12 protein-coding genes are annotated in these 18,803 nt (G+C 20.4%); 1 reads left to right on the top strand and 11 read right to left on the bottom strand.

The window, feature by feature from the left end; all coding sequences use genetic code 4:
* Positions 1–122: 122 nt before the first annotated feature.
* From T403_RS0101790 to T403_RS0101745, 10 genes are all read right to left on the bottom strand, one after another.
* Positions 123–1,418 carry a hypothetical protein gene (locus T403_RS0101790; protein ID WP_033161113.1) on the bottom strand — a complete coding sequence of 432 codons (1,296 nt, stop codon included), beginning with the start codon at positions 1,416–1,418 and terminating at the stop codon, positions 123–125.
* Between the two features lie 202 nt (positions 1,419–1,620).
* Positions 1,621–3,753 carry a class 1b ribonucleoside-diphosphate reductase subunit alpha gene (gene nrdE / locus T403_RS0101785; protein WP_033161112.1) on the bottom strand — a complete coding sequence of 711 codons (2,133 nt, stop codon included), beginning with the start codon at positions 3,751–3,753 and terminating at the stop codon, positions 1,621–1,623.
* An 11-nt stretch (positions 3,754–3,764) separates the two neighbouring features.
* Positions 3,765–4,223: a class Ib ribonucleoside-diphosphate reductase assembly flavoprotein NrdI gene (gene nrdI / locus T403_RS0101780; RefSeq protein ID WP_033161144.1), complete on the bottom strand. Its 459-nt coding sequence runs from the start codon at positions 4,221–4,223 to the stop codon at positions 3,765–3,767.
* A gap of 2 nt (positions 4,224–4,225) precedes the next feature.
* Positions 4,226–5,248: a class 1b ribonucleoside-diphosphate reductase subunit beta gene (gene nrdF / locus T403_RS0101775; protein ID WP_033161111.1), complete on the bottom strand. Its 1,023-nt coding sequence runs from the start codon at positions 5,246–5,248 to the stop codon at positions 4,226–4,228.
* A 212-nt stretch (positions 5,249–5,460) separates the two neighbouring features.
* Positions 5,461–6,261 carry a Cof-type HAD-IIB family hydrolase gene (locus T403_RS0101770; RefSeq protein WP_051619059.1) on the bottom strand — a complete coding sequence of 267 codons (801 nt, stop codon included), beginning with the start codon at positions 6,259–6,261 and terminating at the stop codon, positions 5,461–5,463.
* Between the two features lie 29 nt (positions 6,262–6,290).
* Positions 6,291–10,364, bottom strand: coding sequence for an Mbov_0399 family ICE element protein (locus T403_RS0101765; RefSeq protein WP_033161109.1), 4,074 nt, complete (start codon positions 10,362–10,364; stop codon positions 6,291–6,293).
* Positions 10,339–12,999 (bottom strand): Mbov_0397 family ICE element conjugal transfer ATPase, encoded by a 2,661-nt coding sequence (locus T403_RS0101760; RefSeq protein WP_033161108.1) that lies wholly within the window; start codon positions 12,997–12,999, stop codon positions 10,339–10,341. The genes T403_RS0101765 and T403_RS0101760 overlap by 26 nt, the downstream gene beginning before the upstream one ends.
* Entirely contained in the window at positions 12,986–14,134 is a 1,149-nt protein-coding gene (locus T403_RS0101755) for an Mbov_0396 family ICE element transmembrane protein (protein ID WP_408631972.1), read from the bottom strand. Before T403_RS0101755 ends, T403_RS0101760 begins: the two co-directional genes overlap by 14 nt.
* 110 nt (positions 14,135–14,244) lie before the next feature.
* The gene (locus T403_RS0101750; RefSeq protein WP_051619058.1) at positions 14,245–14,586 is read right to left on the bottom strand and encodes an Mbov_0395 family pilin-like conjugal transfer protein; all 342 of its coding nucleotides are present in this window, start codon (positions 14,584–14,586) and stop codon (positions 14,245–14,247) included.
* Positions 14,561–15,340, bottom strand: coding sequence for a DNA-processing protein DprA (locus T403_RS0101745; protein ID WP_033161106.1), 780 nt, complete (start codon positions 15,338–15,340; stop codon positions 14,561–14,563). Before T403_RS0101745 ends, T403_RS0101750 begins: the two co-directional genes overlap by 26 nt.
* Before the next feature lie 106 nt (positions 15,341–15,446).
* On the opposite strand from T403_RS0101745, the gene T403_RS0101735 reads away from it, so the two are divergent.
* Positions 15,447–16,466 carry a YhjD/YihY/BrkB family envelope integrity protein gene (locus tag T403_RS0101735; RefSeq protein WP_051619056.1) on the top strand — a complete coding sequence of 340 codons (1,020 nt, stop codon included), beginning with the start codon at positions 15,447–15,449 and terminating at the stop codon, positions 16,464–16,466.
* A 65-nt stretch (positions 16,467–16,531) separates the two neighbouring features.
* Here the strand turns inward: T403_RS0101735 and T403_RS04140 are convergent, their stop codons facing one another.
* Entirely contained in the window at positions 16,532–18,544 is a 2,013-nt protein-coding gene (locus T403_RS04140) for a PTS fructose transporter subunit IIABC (RefSeq protein ID WP_240532058.1), read from the bottom strand.
* Between the last annotated feature and the right edge of the window lie 259 nt (positions 18,545–18,803).

Here is an 18,803-nt window from a genome sequence, read left to right as displayed (position 1 = left end):
TAATTAAATATTAAAATAAATTTTAAATTTTACATGCATCACATTCAGAGATATCATATGTTTCACTATTTTCAAGAACATCTTGCCTTACTCTTGTCTAATAAATACTTTTTACAAGTTTTTTATCTTTTAATTTTGTTTTCTGATTGTTTTAAATTTTTAAATTTATTAATTATTTTTAATAATTCTTCTTTTTTTATTGAAGTTGAAAATGCAAGAAGTTTATCAATCTCTCTATCATTAATCTTTCTAGATGTGTTTTCTATTTTTCCTAGAACAATTTTTTCTAGATAAATTTTTTCTAAAAAATTTATAATTTCATCAACAGAATAAAGGTAAGGCCTGTATATATTTACATAATTTTCATAAAAATATAAAAGATATGATTTCGCTATTTTTTCTTCACTAGTATCATTATTTATATCAATAGCAAATTCATCTCCTTCGATTGTATATTTTTCAAGATAGCTTTTTAATTCGGCAGTAATTTTTTCATAAATTGATTTATCAGATGTTATTTTTTCATTCATTTTATTAAATATTTTTAATATATTAAAAAATAGAATATTAGATTCTTGAAATGGAGTAATAAATGTTTGATATATATTATTTTTTTTATTTTTTATAAATTTTAAATTTTGATTTAAACCCTTTGTTCAATATATAAATCTATCTACAATGTAATTTACTTTTTCTATTAATTCTATTTTATCATTTGATAGTTTTTCATATACATCTTTTAAATGATATTCTAAATAAATATCTTCTAAAAACAATACTAGTGTTTCAATATGCTCAGAGATTTCTTCATATTCTTGATCTGTTTTATTTTTTAATAAATTTTTAATATCTAAAACCATTTTAATAACTTCAATTTTAAATTTTTTGATTTCATCGTTATCATTTTTATCAAAAGATAAAGCTGAAATATTTGAAATTAATTTTTTTGCTTCCTCTGTTTTGTAAATAGGTATATGTTTTTCTCTTAAAACTTTTAATTCTTCAATTTTTGTTTTTAAAATAGTTTTGTCTAAATTATATAAATTTTCAATCTGCTTTTTAATATTGTTTATATCATTTTGTCTATTAGCTTTTTCATTTACTTCAATTTTTAAAACATCTACAATTTTATCTTCAAGTGTTTTTTCACTATCATCTTCTAAAACAGAAATAATATTATCTAATTCTTCTAATTTTACTTCTTGTTCATTTGATAATAAATCAATTGTAGCTTCAAAACTTTTTAATTTATTTTTTAAAGCATCAGCTTCCATATTTGCTTTTTTTATTTCTTCTTCATTTTTAGAACTAGTGCCTTGATTATCATCTTTTGAACATGCTATAGATGAAATAAATGTAGCACTAGTTACTAAAATGGATGAAAATAATAATAGTGTTTTTTTAATTTTATAATTCATAACTTTAAAATCGCCTTTCATTTTTTATTTTTTAAAAAATTAGTAGCATTATATTATTTTTTAACTTTTTTTTTTTTTTTTGTAAAAAAGTGAAAAAAATGTCTATTTTAAAGCTTTTTTTGATATAAAATAATTTCTTCACTAATAAAAATGAAGAAATTTGCTCAATAAATTTATTAATAATTAAATATTAAAATAAATTTTAAATTTTACATGCATCACATTCAGAGATATCATATGTTTCACTATTTTCAAGAACATCTTGCCTTACTCTTACATAATAAATAGAAGAACATTTATTTTTAAATGCATAAATATAAGCTTTATTTAAATCCCTTGTTGTAGCAGTGCTATTAAAAAATAAAGTTAATGAAATAGCTTGATCAACATGTTTTTGTGCTGCAGCTGCAATATCAATAATTGGATTTGGCCCTAGCTCATATGCTCCTTTAACATAATATTCCATATTAGAAAAATTAATATTATAAGCAGGGACATACACTCTACCTAATTTGCCTTCTTTCCTTGTTTCAACGGGAGCAACTACAGGTTGTAATGAAGGAGTTGATGATGTAAGATAGGAAATACTTCCAGTAGGAGCGATTGCCATTAAATGAGAATTAGCTAGTCCATCTTTTTTAATTTTTTCAACTAATTCAATTCAATCTTTTTGACTAGGAATATTAAAATTATATTTTTTAAATAATGTTTTTATTTTCTCGGTTTTAGGCTTATATTCATCAACTAAATTTTTAGTATATTTATCAAAATAAGAACCATCGCTAAATTTTGAAAATTCAAAATTTTTGAATTTCCCATATTTTAAAGCTAATTTATTAGAAGCCTTAAAAGCATAAAAAGCAACGCTATAAAAGAAAAGATTTGTAAATTCAATTGCTTCAATTGAATCATAAAAAATTTGATTATTAGCTAAAAAACCATGTAAATTCATAGCTCCAAGACCTAAGGCATGATTTTCATTATTACTTTTTTTAATTGAAGGCGCGCTATCAAGATTGCTATTTCTTGAAACATGATCAAGCGCTAAAATAGAATTATAAATTAATGCTTCAAAATTATTTCCAGCTTCCATTGCTTTTGCTATGTTTAATGATCCAAGATTACAACAAATATCTTCACCTATTTTTTTATAACTTAAATCAACATTATATTCGCTAGCATTTGATACTTGAGCAATTTCACTACATAAATTAGACATTACAATTCTTCCAGGGTGAGCATTACGATTATTAACAGTATCGTCAAACAAAATAAAAGGATAACCACTTTCAAAGTGTAATTCAGCTATTAAAGAAAATAGTTTTCTGGCACTTATAAAAGTTTTTTTAATTTTAGGATTATTTAATAAATTATAATATTCTTTTGTAATAGAAATATCTGACATTGGCTTTTTATATTCATTAAAAATATCATAAGAACTAAAAAGCGCCATTTGTTCATTTTTTTTAGCTAATTCAAAAGTTATATCAGGAATAACAACACCTAATGAAAGTGATTTAATTCTAATTTTTTCATCAGCATTTTCTCTTTTAGAATCTAAAAATTGTAAAATATCTGGATGATGAACATTTAAATAAACAGCACCAGCTCCTTGGCGTTGACCTAATTGATTAGCATAAGAAAAAGAATCTTCTAATAATTTCATAACTGGAATAATACCAGTAGCTTGATTTTCAATTTTTTTAATTGGCGCACCTAGTTCACGTAAATTAGTAAGTAAAACCGAAACACCACCACCTCTTTTTGAAAGTTGTAATGATGTAGAAATAGAGCGGGATATTGATTCCATATTATCTTCAGTTCTAATTAAATAACAAGAAATATATTCACCTCTTTGTTTTTTCCCAGCATTTAAAAAAGTTGGAGTAGCGGGCTGGAACCTTCCCATCATAATATCATTTAATAAATTTTTAGCTAAATTAAAATCGCCATTAGATAAAAATAATACATTCATTAAAACACGATCTTCAAAAGTTTCTAAATAATATTTAGAATCAAAAGTTTTTAGGGCATAAGAATTATAGAATTTTAAAATTCCCATAAAAGATGCAAATTCATGTTTATAACTTTGAGCAAGATTGTTTAATTTTTCAACTTGTTCAAAATCAAACTTACTAAAAATTTCTTTTTCATAATAATCATTTTCAATTAAAAAATCAATTTTTTCTTTAAAAGAATTGAATTTTTTAACTTTAGGTTTTATTTCATTAGTTCAATAATTTCTTGCAGCTTCGAGATCGAAATTTATTTCTGATTGTTCTCAAAACATTTTAGCTTTAGCATTTAATTTTATATATTCATCGTTTTTTTTCATATTTTCTCACTTTATTTATTATTTCAAAAATTTTCAATTATTTTTTTAACATTTGTTACATCTTCACATGTGCCTAATAATTCAAATTGATACAATAAAGGAACTTGTAATTTTTTAGATAAAATTGGACCGGCAATTGCAAAAGTATTGCCAAAATTTGTATTACCAGAAGCAATAATACCTTTACAGTGTTTACGATTATTACTATTATTTAAAAATTTAATAACTTGTTTTGGAACCGCTCCTTTAGTTAATTCTCCTCCCCCACTATAAGTAGGAGCGAATAAAACATAATCTCTATCAACTAAAATTGTTTCATTAAAATCAATTGGAATTCTTGAATTATCAAAATTTAGTTTTTGAATAAATTTATGGGTATTGTTAGAACTAGAAGAAAAATAAACTAAAAATATTTTTCCCTTTGGTTTGACTATTTTATTAGCATCAATTTTTATAACATCATTATGCATATTTAAAATTCTCAATCTTCATCTTCAGTCTCTTCACTTATTCCCATAACATATGATGAGCCATTACCCGAAAAAAAATCATGATTTTCGTCAGCTCTTGCAGATAATTGATTAAAAATTTCTGGTTCAATTTGGGTCTCTTGTTTTGTAAAAGGCGAATCATAACCTAAATTTTGTAAAAATTTTCCCGCATTATATAAACTAAATCTAATAGCATCATCAGCTAATCCAATTTCTGAATATAATTCTTTTAAATAAATTTTTTCTAAATCAATTAATTTATATAAAAGTTCAAAAACAAATTCTTTCATTTCTTTTTGCTTTTCAACTGATAATTTTTCAACTTTTTTTTGATATTTATACCCTGAATAATAATTATGAATAACTTTATCTCTTAAAATTAACCTAATAATATCTGATGTATTAGGTAATTTCATTCTTGAGGATAAATAAAAAGGTAAATAAAAACCACCATATAATAAAAATCCAGGCATTAGCGCTGCTGCTACTTTAGATTTTAGTGGATCATCACCTTTATAATAAGGAATTAAAATTTTTGCTCTTTCTTGTAAACTTTTTGTATTTATAACTCATTCGTGAGCTTCATTTATTTGCTCACTAGAACATAAAGTGGAAAATATTGTTCCATAAGAACGCGCATGGACAGCTACCATAAAAGAAAAATTTGCATAGATAACTTGCTCATGATCTGTTAATGAATGTTCAATTTGAGCAATATCACCAATTGTAGCTTGAATTGTATCTAATAAAGTTAGCCCTGTAAAAGTTCTTGTTATTACTTTTTGTCATGTTGGATCTAATGTTCTTCAAGTTTCAATATCATTTGAAACAGGAATTTTTTCTGGTAGTCAAAAATTTTGCACAACTCTATTTCATACTTCTAAATCTTTATCATCATCAATTTTATTTCAATTGACAGAACGCATTTTTCCTTTGAAATTATTTAAAGCAAATTCAATAGGTGAAAGTGATTTTAAATAATAATTATTTTTTTTATTTTTCATACAATTCCTTTCTTCTTAATTAAAAAAAATATTTCTAATTTAAATTTAGTTTATCAATTTTAATATATTTTTTTAAAAAACTATTAATTAAAAAAAATTATTTTTTTTATTTATTTTTTAAATTATTTATGCTAAAATTTTGCAAAAATTTGCTAAATGAGTTAAACAAAAAAATAAAATAAAGTTTAAAAATTCTCCTAAAAATAGGAGAATTAACTTAATTTTTTAACATTTATACGATCGATATAATCTAAAATCGCCATACCTACACCATTTTGATTATATCTTGATGTGTGATATTTTGCTCTTTTTTTAGTTTCTTCTGTAGCATTTTCCATCGCATATGAAAATCCTGTAATTTCAAACATAGATCAATCATTTGGGCTATCACCAATTGACATAACATTTTCTGGCAATTCATTAAAATGATTTTCTAAAAATCATTTTAATGCTAAACCTTTTGATGTGTTTTTGGCAGTTATTTCAATATGTTCGTCTCTCATTTTAGCAATAGTTACATCAATAGTTTTAAGTTCATTATATGCATTTAATATTGTATTTTTATCACCAAATAATTCCATTTTCACAATATCCTCTTTTGGTTCGAATAAATCTATAACTTCATCAGAATTCAAAAGTGAATAATCGTAACTTTTTGAATGTTCTTTTCAACGGTTAAATGTATAAAAATTATTTAAATCTCAAAAATTAATTTGTGTATTATTTTTTTTAGCTACATCAAAAATTATTTGCTGTATTTTTTTTGGGATTATATTTTTAAAAATATATTTTTTTTCTTCATTATCGAAGATCGTTGCTCCATTAGATGTAATTAAATATTTTACATTCAATTCAGAAGCTAATTTTTGTATTCTGCTAAAAGCGGGATTTCCTGTTGCGATAACAAAATTTCCGCCTTTGTTTTGAAAATTTAAAATACTTTCTTTAACATCATTTGAATATTCAAATTTTTTTCCGTAAATTGTTCCATCAATATCTGAAAACACTATCATATTTTTCATAATATAATTATTTTAGCAAATTATTTTTTATTTTTTTTAACATTTAATTTATAGTGATATCTAAAAAATTTATTATATAGTTTAATCGAAACAAATGTTATACATAAAAAAGCAAAAATAAAAATTGGTATCAATCATAAAAAGTTAAATTGATTGTTATTTTTTTTACTTATTTCATTTTTTAGTCAATTTTTTTTCAAAACATCAATATTTTCATTTTCTGAAATATTATTAAAAACATCGACAAAAAAATAATTCAATGTTTTTTTATTATTTATAGCTTTTACTTTGATTTTATAAATATTTTTACCTTTTTTGTTAATTAGTTTTATTAACTCATTAGAATTATTTATGTTTTCAATAACATAATCTTTTTCATAAACTAATAAATATTTATTTAAATATAAATTAATTTTTTCTATTATTTTCTTTTTAATACAATTAAAATTGCTGCAATTTATATTAATTTCTAATCTTAAATTAGATAAATCAAATAAAAAATTTTTTGTTTCTTTTTTATAAGTAACATTAAAATTTATTTCATTAATAAAATTTTCATATATTCCTTTTATTTTGAAATTTATTAATTTATTTGGATTTATTACTAATGAATTTATTGTATTTAAAAAATCCTCAATTTCAATTTCTTTATTTAGTTTAAATTTAAAATCATTTATTTTTAAATTAATATGTTTTTCAATTAAATTTTTAATATTTTGAAATTCTACATTTTCTTCCAAAATTAAATCATCTATTTTAATTAATGATAAATCTACTATTGTTTTAAGATCGATTTCAGAATTATATTTGTTATAAATTTCAATTATTTTACTACCTTTAATATTTTTTAAAGTATTTTTAGTTGTTTTTACCTTAATAAAAATTGAATTTTCATTTTTATCTAATAAATTAACAATTTCTTCTAATTTATCTTCTAAATTTTCGATTTCATAATCAAGTTCATAAACATATTCGTTTGGTAAATTATTTTTAATAAATTCTAATATTTTTAAAAGAATTTTATTTTTATCACTTTGTCCATTAAGGTTCAAAAAATTACTATTAAAGTTTTTAAAAATATCATTTTTTTTAATTAAACTATTATTTAAAAAATCTGGAATATTTAGAATTAAAAATTTATCATTTGAATTTATATAAAAATTGTCAGAAAATTCATTTAAAACAAAAAACGAAAAAATTAAACTTTGTTTTTTATATTCTGTAATATAACTCACTTTATCAAAATGTTCAAAATTAAACATTTTATTATTCAATAAATTGTAAAAATCATCTTTATTTTTCGATTGATTAATTATCGAATTTAAATAAATATCATTAATTTCAGGAATTATTCTTATTTTTAGATTTTCATTTAAATTTTTATAATTTTCCAATCTATCTTTTTTTCAATTGACATTAAAATATTGTAAATCATTTTCTATTTTAGTATTGACGTTAAATGAATTATTATTTAATTTAAAGATGAATTTTAAAATATTTTTATATTTTTCATCAATTTCTATTTCATAATCAATAAAATTTTTATTTTCAAAATCTTTTAAAAAAGTTTTTTTATCATTTTCGCTAGGTGAAAATTGTTCATAATTAATTTTAGAAGTATAATTATTTAAACTTTCTACATCAACGATTGGACTAATAATATTAATTTGTTCTTTATTAAAATGAAAAAATCTTGCATCTGAAACATATAATTTTCAATATTCAATTATTTCATCATATGTTAAATTTTTTGCATTTATTTTATCAATTTTAAATTTTTTATAAAGATATTCTAATAAGTGTTCGCCCTGAAATGATTCGAAAAAATTTTCAATATAATTAGTTGTAAAAAAATTAGTAAATAATTTTTTATTATCATCATCAATAATATAAACTAATTTATATTTATTCATAGAATTTTCAGCTCTATAACTAAAAAGTCATAATCCTGAAAATGAAAAATATTCATTTTCGCTAAATAATAAATTTAAATTAATTCCATCTTTGTTTATTATAAAATTTTCAGTATCCTCAATAATTGAAATATTTTCATTATTAGTATCTAATTTAAAAATTTTTAAATTGTTTTCTTTTATATTTAAATTTAAAGATAAATTTATTCCTTTTTTAACAATATATGCCTCAGCAATAAAACCAATTTTTTTATTTTTAGATGAGAAATTTAATTCATTATTTTCATCATAAGGATCTTGTAAAAATCTTGTATCTTTTGGTAAAGTATTATTTTTATATCTAGAAAAATCTACTCACACTAATTCACTTTTTACACCATTTTCAATATTGATAAAAGGATCGTAATCTTTATTAGGTATTTTTTCTCCATTTTTATCTAATATTTCTTTATTATTTATTTTTAAGTAAGGTTCAATTAATTTCCTTTGTTCTAAATTTTTTTCTGGATTTCAAGCATATCATTTAACATTAAGTTTTAAATTTTCATTTAAAATTTTTATTACTTTAGTTCATCTAAAAACTTCTTTTTCGCTATTTTCATTAGGATTTTTTTCAAATTTTACTAATTCTATTTTATATTCATTATTATTTGAATTTAAATTATTAGATAGATCAACAAAAAAATTTTGATCTAAAACGTCTATTTTAACGCCGTTTATTAGCAAAATTTCATCTTCTTTAAGAGTTGATTTAAATTTAATTTTTACAGGACTATTATATAATCATGCCCCACCATAATTTATTGAAATTTTTTTATCATTTTTTAATCTTTTTGGAAAATCCTTTTTTATATCTAATGAATTTATGTTCGTTTGATCTAAGTAATAACCGGGTATTATTAATAATCTTTCTGATATTTTTAAATTATCAAATTTATTTGTTTTTTTATAATTAATTTTAATTAACTGCTCATTTATTTTTATTATTTGTTTGTTACCATTTATAGGATCATTATATTCAATAAAAAAATCTAAAAAATCTTTTTTATTAACTTTGATTATTTTGTATTTTATTAAAAATTGTTTATTTATTAAAGTATTTTTGCTATTTAAAAAACTTTTTATTTTTTCGTCTAAATAATCTATATTATTTTTATAATCTTTTAAATTATTTAATTCTATTTTTGTTAAGCCGTTTTCACTACCTAAATCAGAATTTATTGTTAATTCGTTTGTTTTTATAAACTCTTTTTTAAAAATATCTTGAAATTTTTCTATTTTACTTAATAAATTAAATTTAGATTCTACAAATTCATCATATAAAATTTTATAATTAAAGTTTAATTTAAATCTAAATTTACTGATTCTTGTTTTAAGTTCAGAAGGATAATAATCATAATAATTTTTTTGTTCTGTTGTTATATAAAAATTTAAATCAATTCTTAAATTAGTGATATAAAATTCTTTAATTATATGATTTTGTTTTTGGTAATTATCTATTTTTTCGTTTTTTCATTTTGTAAGTTTTTCAAAAATTAAATGTGATAAATCTTTTCCTGAATTTCCAAAATCATAAAATTGAAGATTATTATAATTTTGTGTATTTTTATTAACTCCAAAATAAAATTTTAATTTACTTAGCGAATTATCTAGTAAATTTATTTTACTACTAGTTTCCTGATTGGCGAATTCACCATCATCATATTCTAAACCCCTTGGTCTTGCTGTAGAGCCTATAAATTCCTGTTTTTTTTGATTACTTCATCCTTCTAATCCTTGTGCTATGTTTATACCGGAACCGTATCATCTATCTGTGATGTAGTTATATCAGCGAAAAGGAAAAAATGTATATCCTTGTTTATGTCAATAGCTATGTGTTGCTATTTTTTTATTACTTCTAGTTCCATCATAAAAAACTGTAAATGGATTATCTTCTGAATTTAAATATGAAAAATTTTTTTTAGAATCGTTATAATTTAAAAGTTGCTCAATATTAAATTCATTTCAACCAAAATATTCGCTTGAAGAATAATTTTGATTTTTTTTGTATGAATTTTGTTCAATTTCATTTTTTGTTTTTTGCGAAATTGTTACACAAATATAAATTGGTATAATAATAGAAAATAAAAAAATAGTTTTTAGTTTTTTAAATAAATTAAATAAAAAGTTTCTCTTTTTCATAATCATTATAATAGAACTTAAAATGCATTTTTCTTTTTTGTGTACTTATTAATAAACATTCTCCAATACCTGAATTTATAATAAAATTAAAATCATTTTCGTTAATTAAATTTAAACTTGATGAATTGTTATTTAAATCAGGATTGTATAGTTTATTTATTATTTTTATATCATCACCTGGAATATTAAAAATAAATTTATATTGAGAATTTTTCAAAATTCCACTAGCTTTATTAACAATTTTTTCATTTAAAGTAAAATCTGAAGCATTTTGGGTTGATGTAATTAATGATCCTTTAAATTTTCTTATAGTTTTTGCAATATCAAATAAAAAATCTAAAATTTCACTATTTTTATTATTTATAAATTTATGAACCTCATCAAAAATCAACATTGTTTTTTTATTTTCTGAAAAAAAGTTGGTGTTAATTTTATTTAATATAAGTTGAAAAATTAAATAAAAAAATGCATTTATATTGGATTTTGTTGAATTTTCAACAAATGTTTTGGAATCTATAACTATAAAATCACTATTTAAATTTATGTTTGTAAAATCATTATAATTTTTTGAATACATTCCAAAATCTTCAAAATTTATTTTTAATCATTCTAACAATTTAATTTTTTCTTTTTGGTAGATATCTTTATATTCTAAATTTTTATATTCTATTTTTTCTAAAATTTTTATTCAATCACTAATTATTGGATATTCGTTAGATTTAAAATTTTCAAAACTTTTGCTTTCATCATAAAAATTTCATTTTTGATAAAGTAATTTTAAAGATTGCAAAATAATTGTTTCTTTTTCTTCATTTCAATTATTAATTAAAATTTTTATTCAATTTATAAAAAAACTTATATGTTTAGAAATAATAATTTCCTTTTTTAAAAATTTGTTGTTTTTGTCATGAATAAAAATTTCTAAAGGGTTGATAGTTGTCGATCCTCCCCCTAAATCAATTCATGATAAATTTAAAATATTTTTTAAATTTTGATATTCTCTTTGAGGATCTACAATTATGATTGAGCTATCGTTTTGCATTCCAAAATTTAGAGCAATTTTTTTTATAGCCGTAGTTTTTCCTCTTCCTGATGTACCGAAGAAAACACAGTTAGAATTTGTATGAAAATGTGTTCTTTTTCATATATCTAAAATAATCGATTGCTTATTATTGTTTCCTAAATAAAACATGTTTTTGTCAATATTTTTTTCAAAAGTAAATGGTCAAGAATATGCAATATTTCTTGAGACCATTTCAATATTTTCTTTTAATCAATTAAAATTATTAAAACCAAAATATGAATATGCTTCTAATTGTTTAAATAAAAGTTTGTTTACTTTTGAATTTTCAAGTTTGATATTTTTATATAAAGAATTTTTTAAAGTATTTTTTAAATTTTGTTTACTATCAGAAAAAGTTAAAAATAAAATAGAAGTATCGAAAATTTTTTGATTTTGATTTAAAACTAAATCCATTACTTCATCTATAGCTTCAATATATTTTGAATCTTTTTTATTTCGATATATAGATTTTTTATTAAATGCTATAGATGTCAAAATTTTATCATTTGCTTTATCTAACAATTTTTGATAGTCATCATCAATAAGTGGAGAAATATGTCAAATAGCAAATGTGTTTGTTGAATTAAAAAATGTATCTGCCCATCCTGCATTTAAGTCTGTAGCATATTCGCTGATTGTATTTATTTTTGCATATAAATCATTTATTTTAAAATAACTATTTTTAAATTTTAAACTTTTAGGAATTACATTATTTAAATCTAAATCATCTTTATTTTTTTCTATAATTTCATGAAAAATATTTAAAAAATTTAAAACTTGGGCTTTATTTAATGTTTTTAAATTTATTTCACATTTTTTAAAATAATTTATGACTTGAGATAATTCATTATCTATAAAACTTTTTTCTTTATGATATATAGCTAAAATATATCTATTATTTATTTCGTTATCTGTTAATTTTTCAAAATCATTTTTTTGAGAATAAAAGTAATTAAATTGATTTTTTTCAAGTTCAGAAATACTTTCTTTATTTTCAAAATCTAATATTTTTTCATTCAAAATGTTTATATTTTGTTTAAATTCGTTTTTAACATTAATTTTTACAAAACTAATTTTAAAATCTAATAAATTAAAAAAAGATGTTATTTGATTTAAAAAATATTTTTTATCTTCTAAATTATGATTCCAAATATTTAAACCTTTTAATTCTAAAAATGTTACATATTTTAAATTATTTGTTTTTTTAGTTTTTAGCTCTAATACTCCATTTTCATCTAAATTTTTATATTTTGAAAAAAAACCTGTATTTGAGCCATTTGAACTAATTGTATAATTTTTATTTACTAAAGAAAATTTAATGTAATTCCAAATAAAAATTCATAATCTTACATTTTGACTAGGTATAAAAATCATTAATGGTAATGAAAATAATAATAAAAAAATTATTAAAACAAATGAAATTATTTTTTTATGCGAAACAAAATCTGGAATTGCAAATCATCCTATTAAAAAAGAAGAACATATAATAGCAATTAAAAATATAAAATCTGATAAATAAAAATTTTTTGCTAAAACTAATTTATTTTTCTTAATATTTTTAGGTTGTAACATTATTTATCCTTTTATATAAATTTATAAATTTATCATTTCTAAATTGATCATTTTTTGAATATGTAGAATTATTTACTTTTGAATAAAAAGAATTTTTATAAGTTTCAAAAGAAAAAGTTTTTTTATTTTTTAATTTATTCTTTAATGTTTCAATACTTAATTTTTCATTATTTTTATTAAAATTTTGTATATTATTTTTTAAATTTTTATAAAAATTATTTTTATTGCTTGAAAAATAATTTATATTTTTTAATAAATTACTAGTTTCTAAAAAAATATTTTTTAATTTATTTTCTTCACCTAATAGTTCAGAAATAATTTTATTAGTTTTAATTATTCCAATTGCTCCTCCTATAGAAATGAAAAAACTGAAAAAATTTTTTTGAAACGAAGATAATTCATTTATATTTAAAATTCATTCATTTGTTATTTTTAAATAAAAATCAAAAATTTTAAATAATAAAACAAAAATAAAAATAGATAGTGATTTTGAAATAAACATTTCTTTTCATCTTAAAAATTTTTTGTTTTGATTAATTAATAATGTCGAAAAAACAAATGGTGAAATTAAAAATAAAATAAAAATTTGAAATATTTTGTTTAAAATTTTTATAAATGCTTTTGAAAATATAGAAATAAGTGATATACCTGTTATTGAAGGGAAAAACATTAATTCGAAAGTAGATATTTTTAGATTTTTATATGAATTAAAATCTAAAGGTGAAAAATCATTAAATTTTGAAATGTTTGTCCATATATTTACATCAATATTTTCATTTCTTAAGTTATTGAAAATATTTTTAGCAACATTCGGATCGTTTTGATAAGATATTGAAAAAATATTTAACATTTGCGAAATAAACGCAAAAAAAACAAATAAAATAAAAGGAAAACCAAAAATCATAATAATTGTTGGTATTACTTTTTTAAGTGAATTTAAAATTTCGAATTTATTAAAATGATTTTTTCCTTTTAATGTAAATTTAATAATTATATATAAAAATATTGATAAAAAAACAAGTGAATTTAAAACAACAAAAACATGAAAAAAAATTGGAATTTTAAAATCTTCAAAATTATAGTTGGTATCTTTTTTCTTAAAAAACAGAAAATTTATTATTTGATTTTGCTCAATATATTTAATTAATTCTCAAATACCAGATAATAATTTATAAGGAATTTTAATAGTAATTAATCAAAATAAAGAAAAAATTGGATAATATAAATGATTAACTATACTTTGTACTAAGTTTGAAATGTTTGAGTACTTCCTATAGCTTCAGATGATAAATTAATAGCAAAATTTAATCCTACAGAAAAAATCGCTATTGTCATTACAAAAACTATTAATATAATCATTAAATGTACTAAATAATTTTTTCTTTTTTCACCAGATGTATAAGAAATTTTTATACCTGTAACTATAAGTGCAATCATAAGCGCAAAAGCTATAATTCCTGAAAAAGCCGAAAGTGCTACAAATCCTAATCTTTGAGTTTCATTACCAATTTTTTTAATAACATCATCACTATTGCTGGTTAAATATTTTATATTGCTGAAATTACTTAACTGAATATTTCAACTCATTTTTTTTAACCTCTAAATCTTTTATTGAAGTTATTAAATTTGCACCTTGTTTAATTAATATTGTATTTCCATCTTCCTCATCATCTTCTCAATCACCTGGAAAGCAAAATATTTCTTTTCCCATATTTAAAAAATGATTAACTAAATTCATAATTCCGCTATTAGCTTTAGATGAATAGATAACTAATGAATTAGCGATAGAAGCCATTATTCTATTTCTATTTTTTAGTCGAAATTTAGTAATTTCGGTGTTATCAGGATACTCTGAAATTACTAAATTATTATCATTGATAACAAATTTATTTGAAAAAAAAGGATCATTAACTCCATTTACCGAAACATAAATAATTTTTCCATCATTATTTTCAAAATAATTTATTATATTTTGATCTAAATTTTTATAGCTTGCTGTTATTAAAACATTATTTTTATTCACTTCAGGTAATGATTGTTCTAAATATTTTTTAACTTTGAAAGTATTTTTATCACCTGTGAGCGCGATTTTATTTTTATTTTTTAAAAGTTTAATATTTCCTTTGTAAAAAATTACAAATGGTGGTTTATCTAAAAATTTAAATTCTTTGGGATAATTTTTATCTAAAATTGTAATAGCTTTAATTTTTTGCAACTTTAGATCATCTTCTATTTTTAAAATTTGATCTTTATCTATTTTTTCTTGTCTTTTGAGTGCATTAAAAATTGAATAAAAATCACCTTGATATTTTATTGAAAAGTATATTAAAACTGAATTCATTTTTTCCTCCAATCAAAAATAGATAAAATTTTAAATAATTATTAAAAAAAGGAAAAAAATGTGAAAAAGCTAAATAGTAGAATTTTTTTAATGTTATAATTACAAAATGCCAAATAATTGATATAAAAATAGAATAATAACTAAGAAAAAAAGAAATATTTGGCAAAAAATTCTTACTTTTTTAGTAATTATTCCTTTAAGAATAGCTGTTACTCCTAAATGATGAAAAAAAAATAATATTCAAACAAAAGTTTTAATCCAAAGGAGCGTAAAAAAAATTTCTTCTCATGAATTTATTTTTATCCCTTCAGGTTTTGCCTTTTATTCTTTTATTTCATTCATCCCGATTTTAGCTTTATCATTATCAACAATTAATTTATTAAATATTGAAAAATTATTTAATAATTTTTTTGATAATTCAATTGAAGATTATATTTCAAGCCAAATTATTAGTCGTTATATTCCTGGGATTGATAAAGTAATTCAAACCTTGCCTAAACAATGAAATTTAATTGATACAGATGAAATTACTTTTTTAATTTTATTTTTTTCTTCTTTATGAATTTCTTCTTCAGGTTATGCTAAATTTATTACTAGTCAATCAATTATTTATGATCATAAAAATTTAGGGAATTGATTCATAAATCGGTTAAAAGGCTTTGTAATTGTTGTTTTTATATCAATTTTTTTAAGTTTTTTACTAATAACAGCAGCTTTTGTCTTTAAATCACTTGAAAATATTTATTCTTCCAATTCAGTTATTTATATTTTATTTTTTTATTTTATTTCATCATTTTATATTTTGTTATTTTTTTACTTTATTTGATTATTTTTATTAAAATATACACCAACATTTAAAACTAAAATTAAAGAAATATATCCAGGAGTTATTTTAAGTTCTTTAGCAACAGTTTTATTTACTACTATTTTTGGTTATGTATCATCAATAAAAATTATTGATTATCGAAAATTCGGAGTTTTTGCTACTTTTTTATATTTAGCTCCTTTTAATTTTTTTCTTTCATATATTTTATATTTTGGCATTATTATAAATGAAGCTTTTTATAAAAGTTTTATTAGTAGTAAAACTAAAAATAAATATAAATATCAAAATAAAAAATTTTAAAAATAAAAATACAACCTTGTTAAATTTAAGGTTGTATTTTTTATAAATATCAAAACTTAAAAAATTTAGTTAACTTTTTTAAGAATGGATTTTTTTGACATTTCTTTTTTGGAATGATATTTGGATAATAGTCAAATAGTAAGCATTTGAACAACAGCTCCAACTAAAATAGCTCCTAATCAGAAAATAATTCCAAATGCAAGAGAAAGTCCAAAACTATCAAAGTATGAAGATTTTAATAAAAATGCAACAAATATTCCACCATGAGGCGCAATTATTTGTGTTCCTAATATTCCACATAATAATCCAGTTACTGCTCCACCTATTATATTTGCAGGAATTAAAATTTTTGGTTTTGCTGAAGTATAAGGAATAGCTCCTTCAGAAATAAATGATAAACCAAAAATTATATTTGATCATTTACCAAGTTTAAGTTCTTCATTTGTTCATAATTTTTTATGAACAAACATTGATAATGAAATCCCTAATGGAGGTACCATACCAGCCGCCATAGCAATAGCCATAGCTGTTGAATGTTTAGCTGATCCTGAAGAAGTTATTGTAAATACAGCAAAAACATATGCTGCTTTATTAATAGGCCCTCCTAAATCAACAGCCATCATTACTCCGATTATTATTCCTAATAATCAAACTAAATAAATATTATCTGTAATTAGACCTAAAAATAAATTTAGTCCATAGTTTACATAAATAAATAAAATGTTCACAGCTCAAAATACAAATGCAATTAAAAGCGTTCCAATTAACGGTATTAATAATATATTTTTAATTCCCATTAAATTTTTTGGTAAATGATTAAAAATATATTTATTCATCAAGTCTAAAGCTATTACAATGAAAAATGCACCTAAAATAGCCCCAATAAATCCTGAACCAGTTTCTAGAATTTTACCAGCATTAACTCCTAATGTACTTTTGAGGAATGAATAAGTAGCAGATAATTTTCCAGATGCTATTAGGCCTATTACTAATGAAGGTAAAATTGCAATCCTTCCTTTTATAGCATAGGCAATAAAAATTGTTAATATTGGGATAGCAAAACCTAATGCTTGTCCACCAATAGTCATAAATCAAACAGATACGCCATTATTACTTCCATAAGTAGCTAAAAAATTTGAATTATTAAGATCTTTGCCTTGAATAAGACCAATAATAGAATCTAAAATAAATGCAATAGCAATCATAATTCCACCAAAAACAACAAATGGCAACATGTGAGAAACACCATTCATTATTGATTGATAAATTTTTCTGCTAAAGTTTTTTTGCTTAAATGAAAATGGTTCATTTTCATTTAAAGAACTTGAATCATTAGATTCAGAAACTTTAATTTTTCTACCTTTGAATTCTAAAGCATTTTTAATATATAACTCAGGATTGTGAATTGCATTTTTAGTTGATATTTCTAAAACATTTTCATGATTAGCAAATCTCTTTTTATCAATTGCACGATCAGTAGCTAGAATTATTGATTTTGCATTTTTAATATCTTCACTAGATAATAAATTATCAATTCCTTCTGTTCCTTGAGTTTCTACCTTAATTTTAATATTTAATTTTTTAGCAGCTTTTAATAAATTTTCCTTAGCTAAAAAAGTATGAGCAATTCCTGTTGGACATGCTGTAACTGCTACTACATCATAATTAGTTATTTTTTCAATATCATTATTTTCTTCAATAGCTTTTATTTTTTGTTCATATTTGTTAATAAGAGTTAAAAATTCTTTATTTGTTTTGATATTTTCAAGCTCTTTTTTAAATTTTTCATCTAATAAAATCTTAGAAATATTCTGCAAAATATTAATATGTTTTTCAGCATCTTTTTTATTTAATGCAATTGCAAAAATAAATTTAACTTTTTGATTATCAAAAGAATTTCAATCAATTTCATTTGTTTTAAGAAAAACTAATGTTGATGTTTTAATATCTTCAGATAAAATATGAGGAACAGCAAATTGTTCACCTATTGCAGTACTCTCTCTCTCTCTCTCTAAAAAGACTGTAAATTTTATCTGAATTATTAGTAAAATTATTTTTCAAAAGTTCTTTTGATACAAAATTTAAAACTTCATTTTTATTATTAAATTTTTCATCAATAAAAATTAATTTTTCATTTTTAAATCATTTAACTAAATTCATTAAATTTTCCTTTCTTTTTTTTATTTTCATAATATATTATATATAAAATATATAAAAAAAATAAAGTTATTGGCAATAACTTTATTTTCCTAAAATAAACATTCAAGCGCAACACTTTTGTGTTTGTGCTTTTATTTTACAATTTTTTATTAAATAAACAAAATATTTATAAAAAAA

It is taken from the genome of Mycoplasma collis ATCC 35278 (genome assembly GCF_000701825.1).
In the GTDB taxonomy this organism is placed as follows: Bacteria; Bacillota_I; Bacilli_A; order Mycoplasmatales; family Metamycoplasmataceae; genus Mesomycoplasma_A; species Mesomycoplasma_A collis.
Note: the sequence above shows the minus strand (reverse complement) of the source record. Positions and strands in the feature narration are given on the sequence as shown.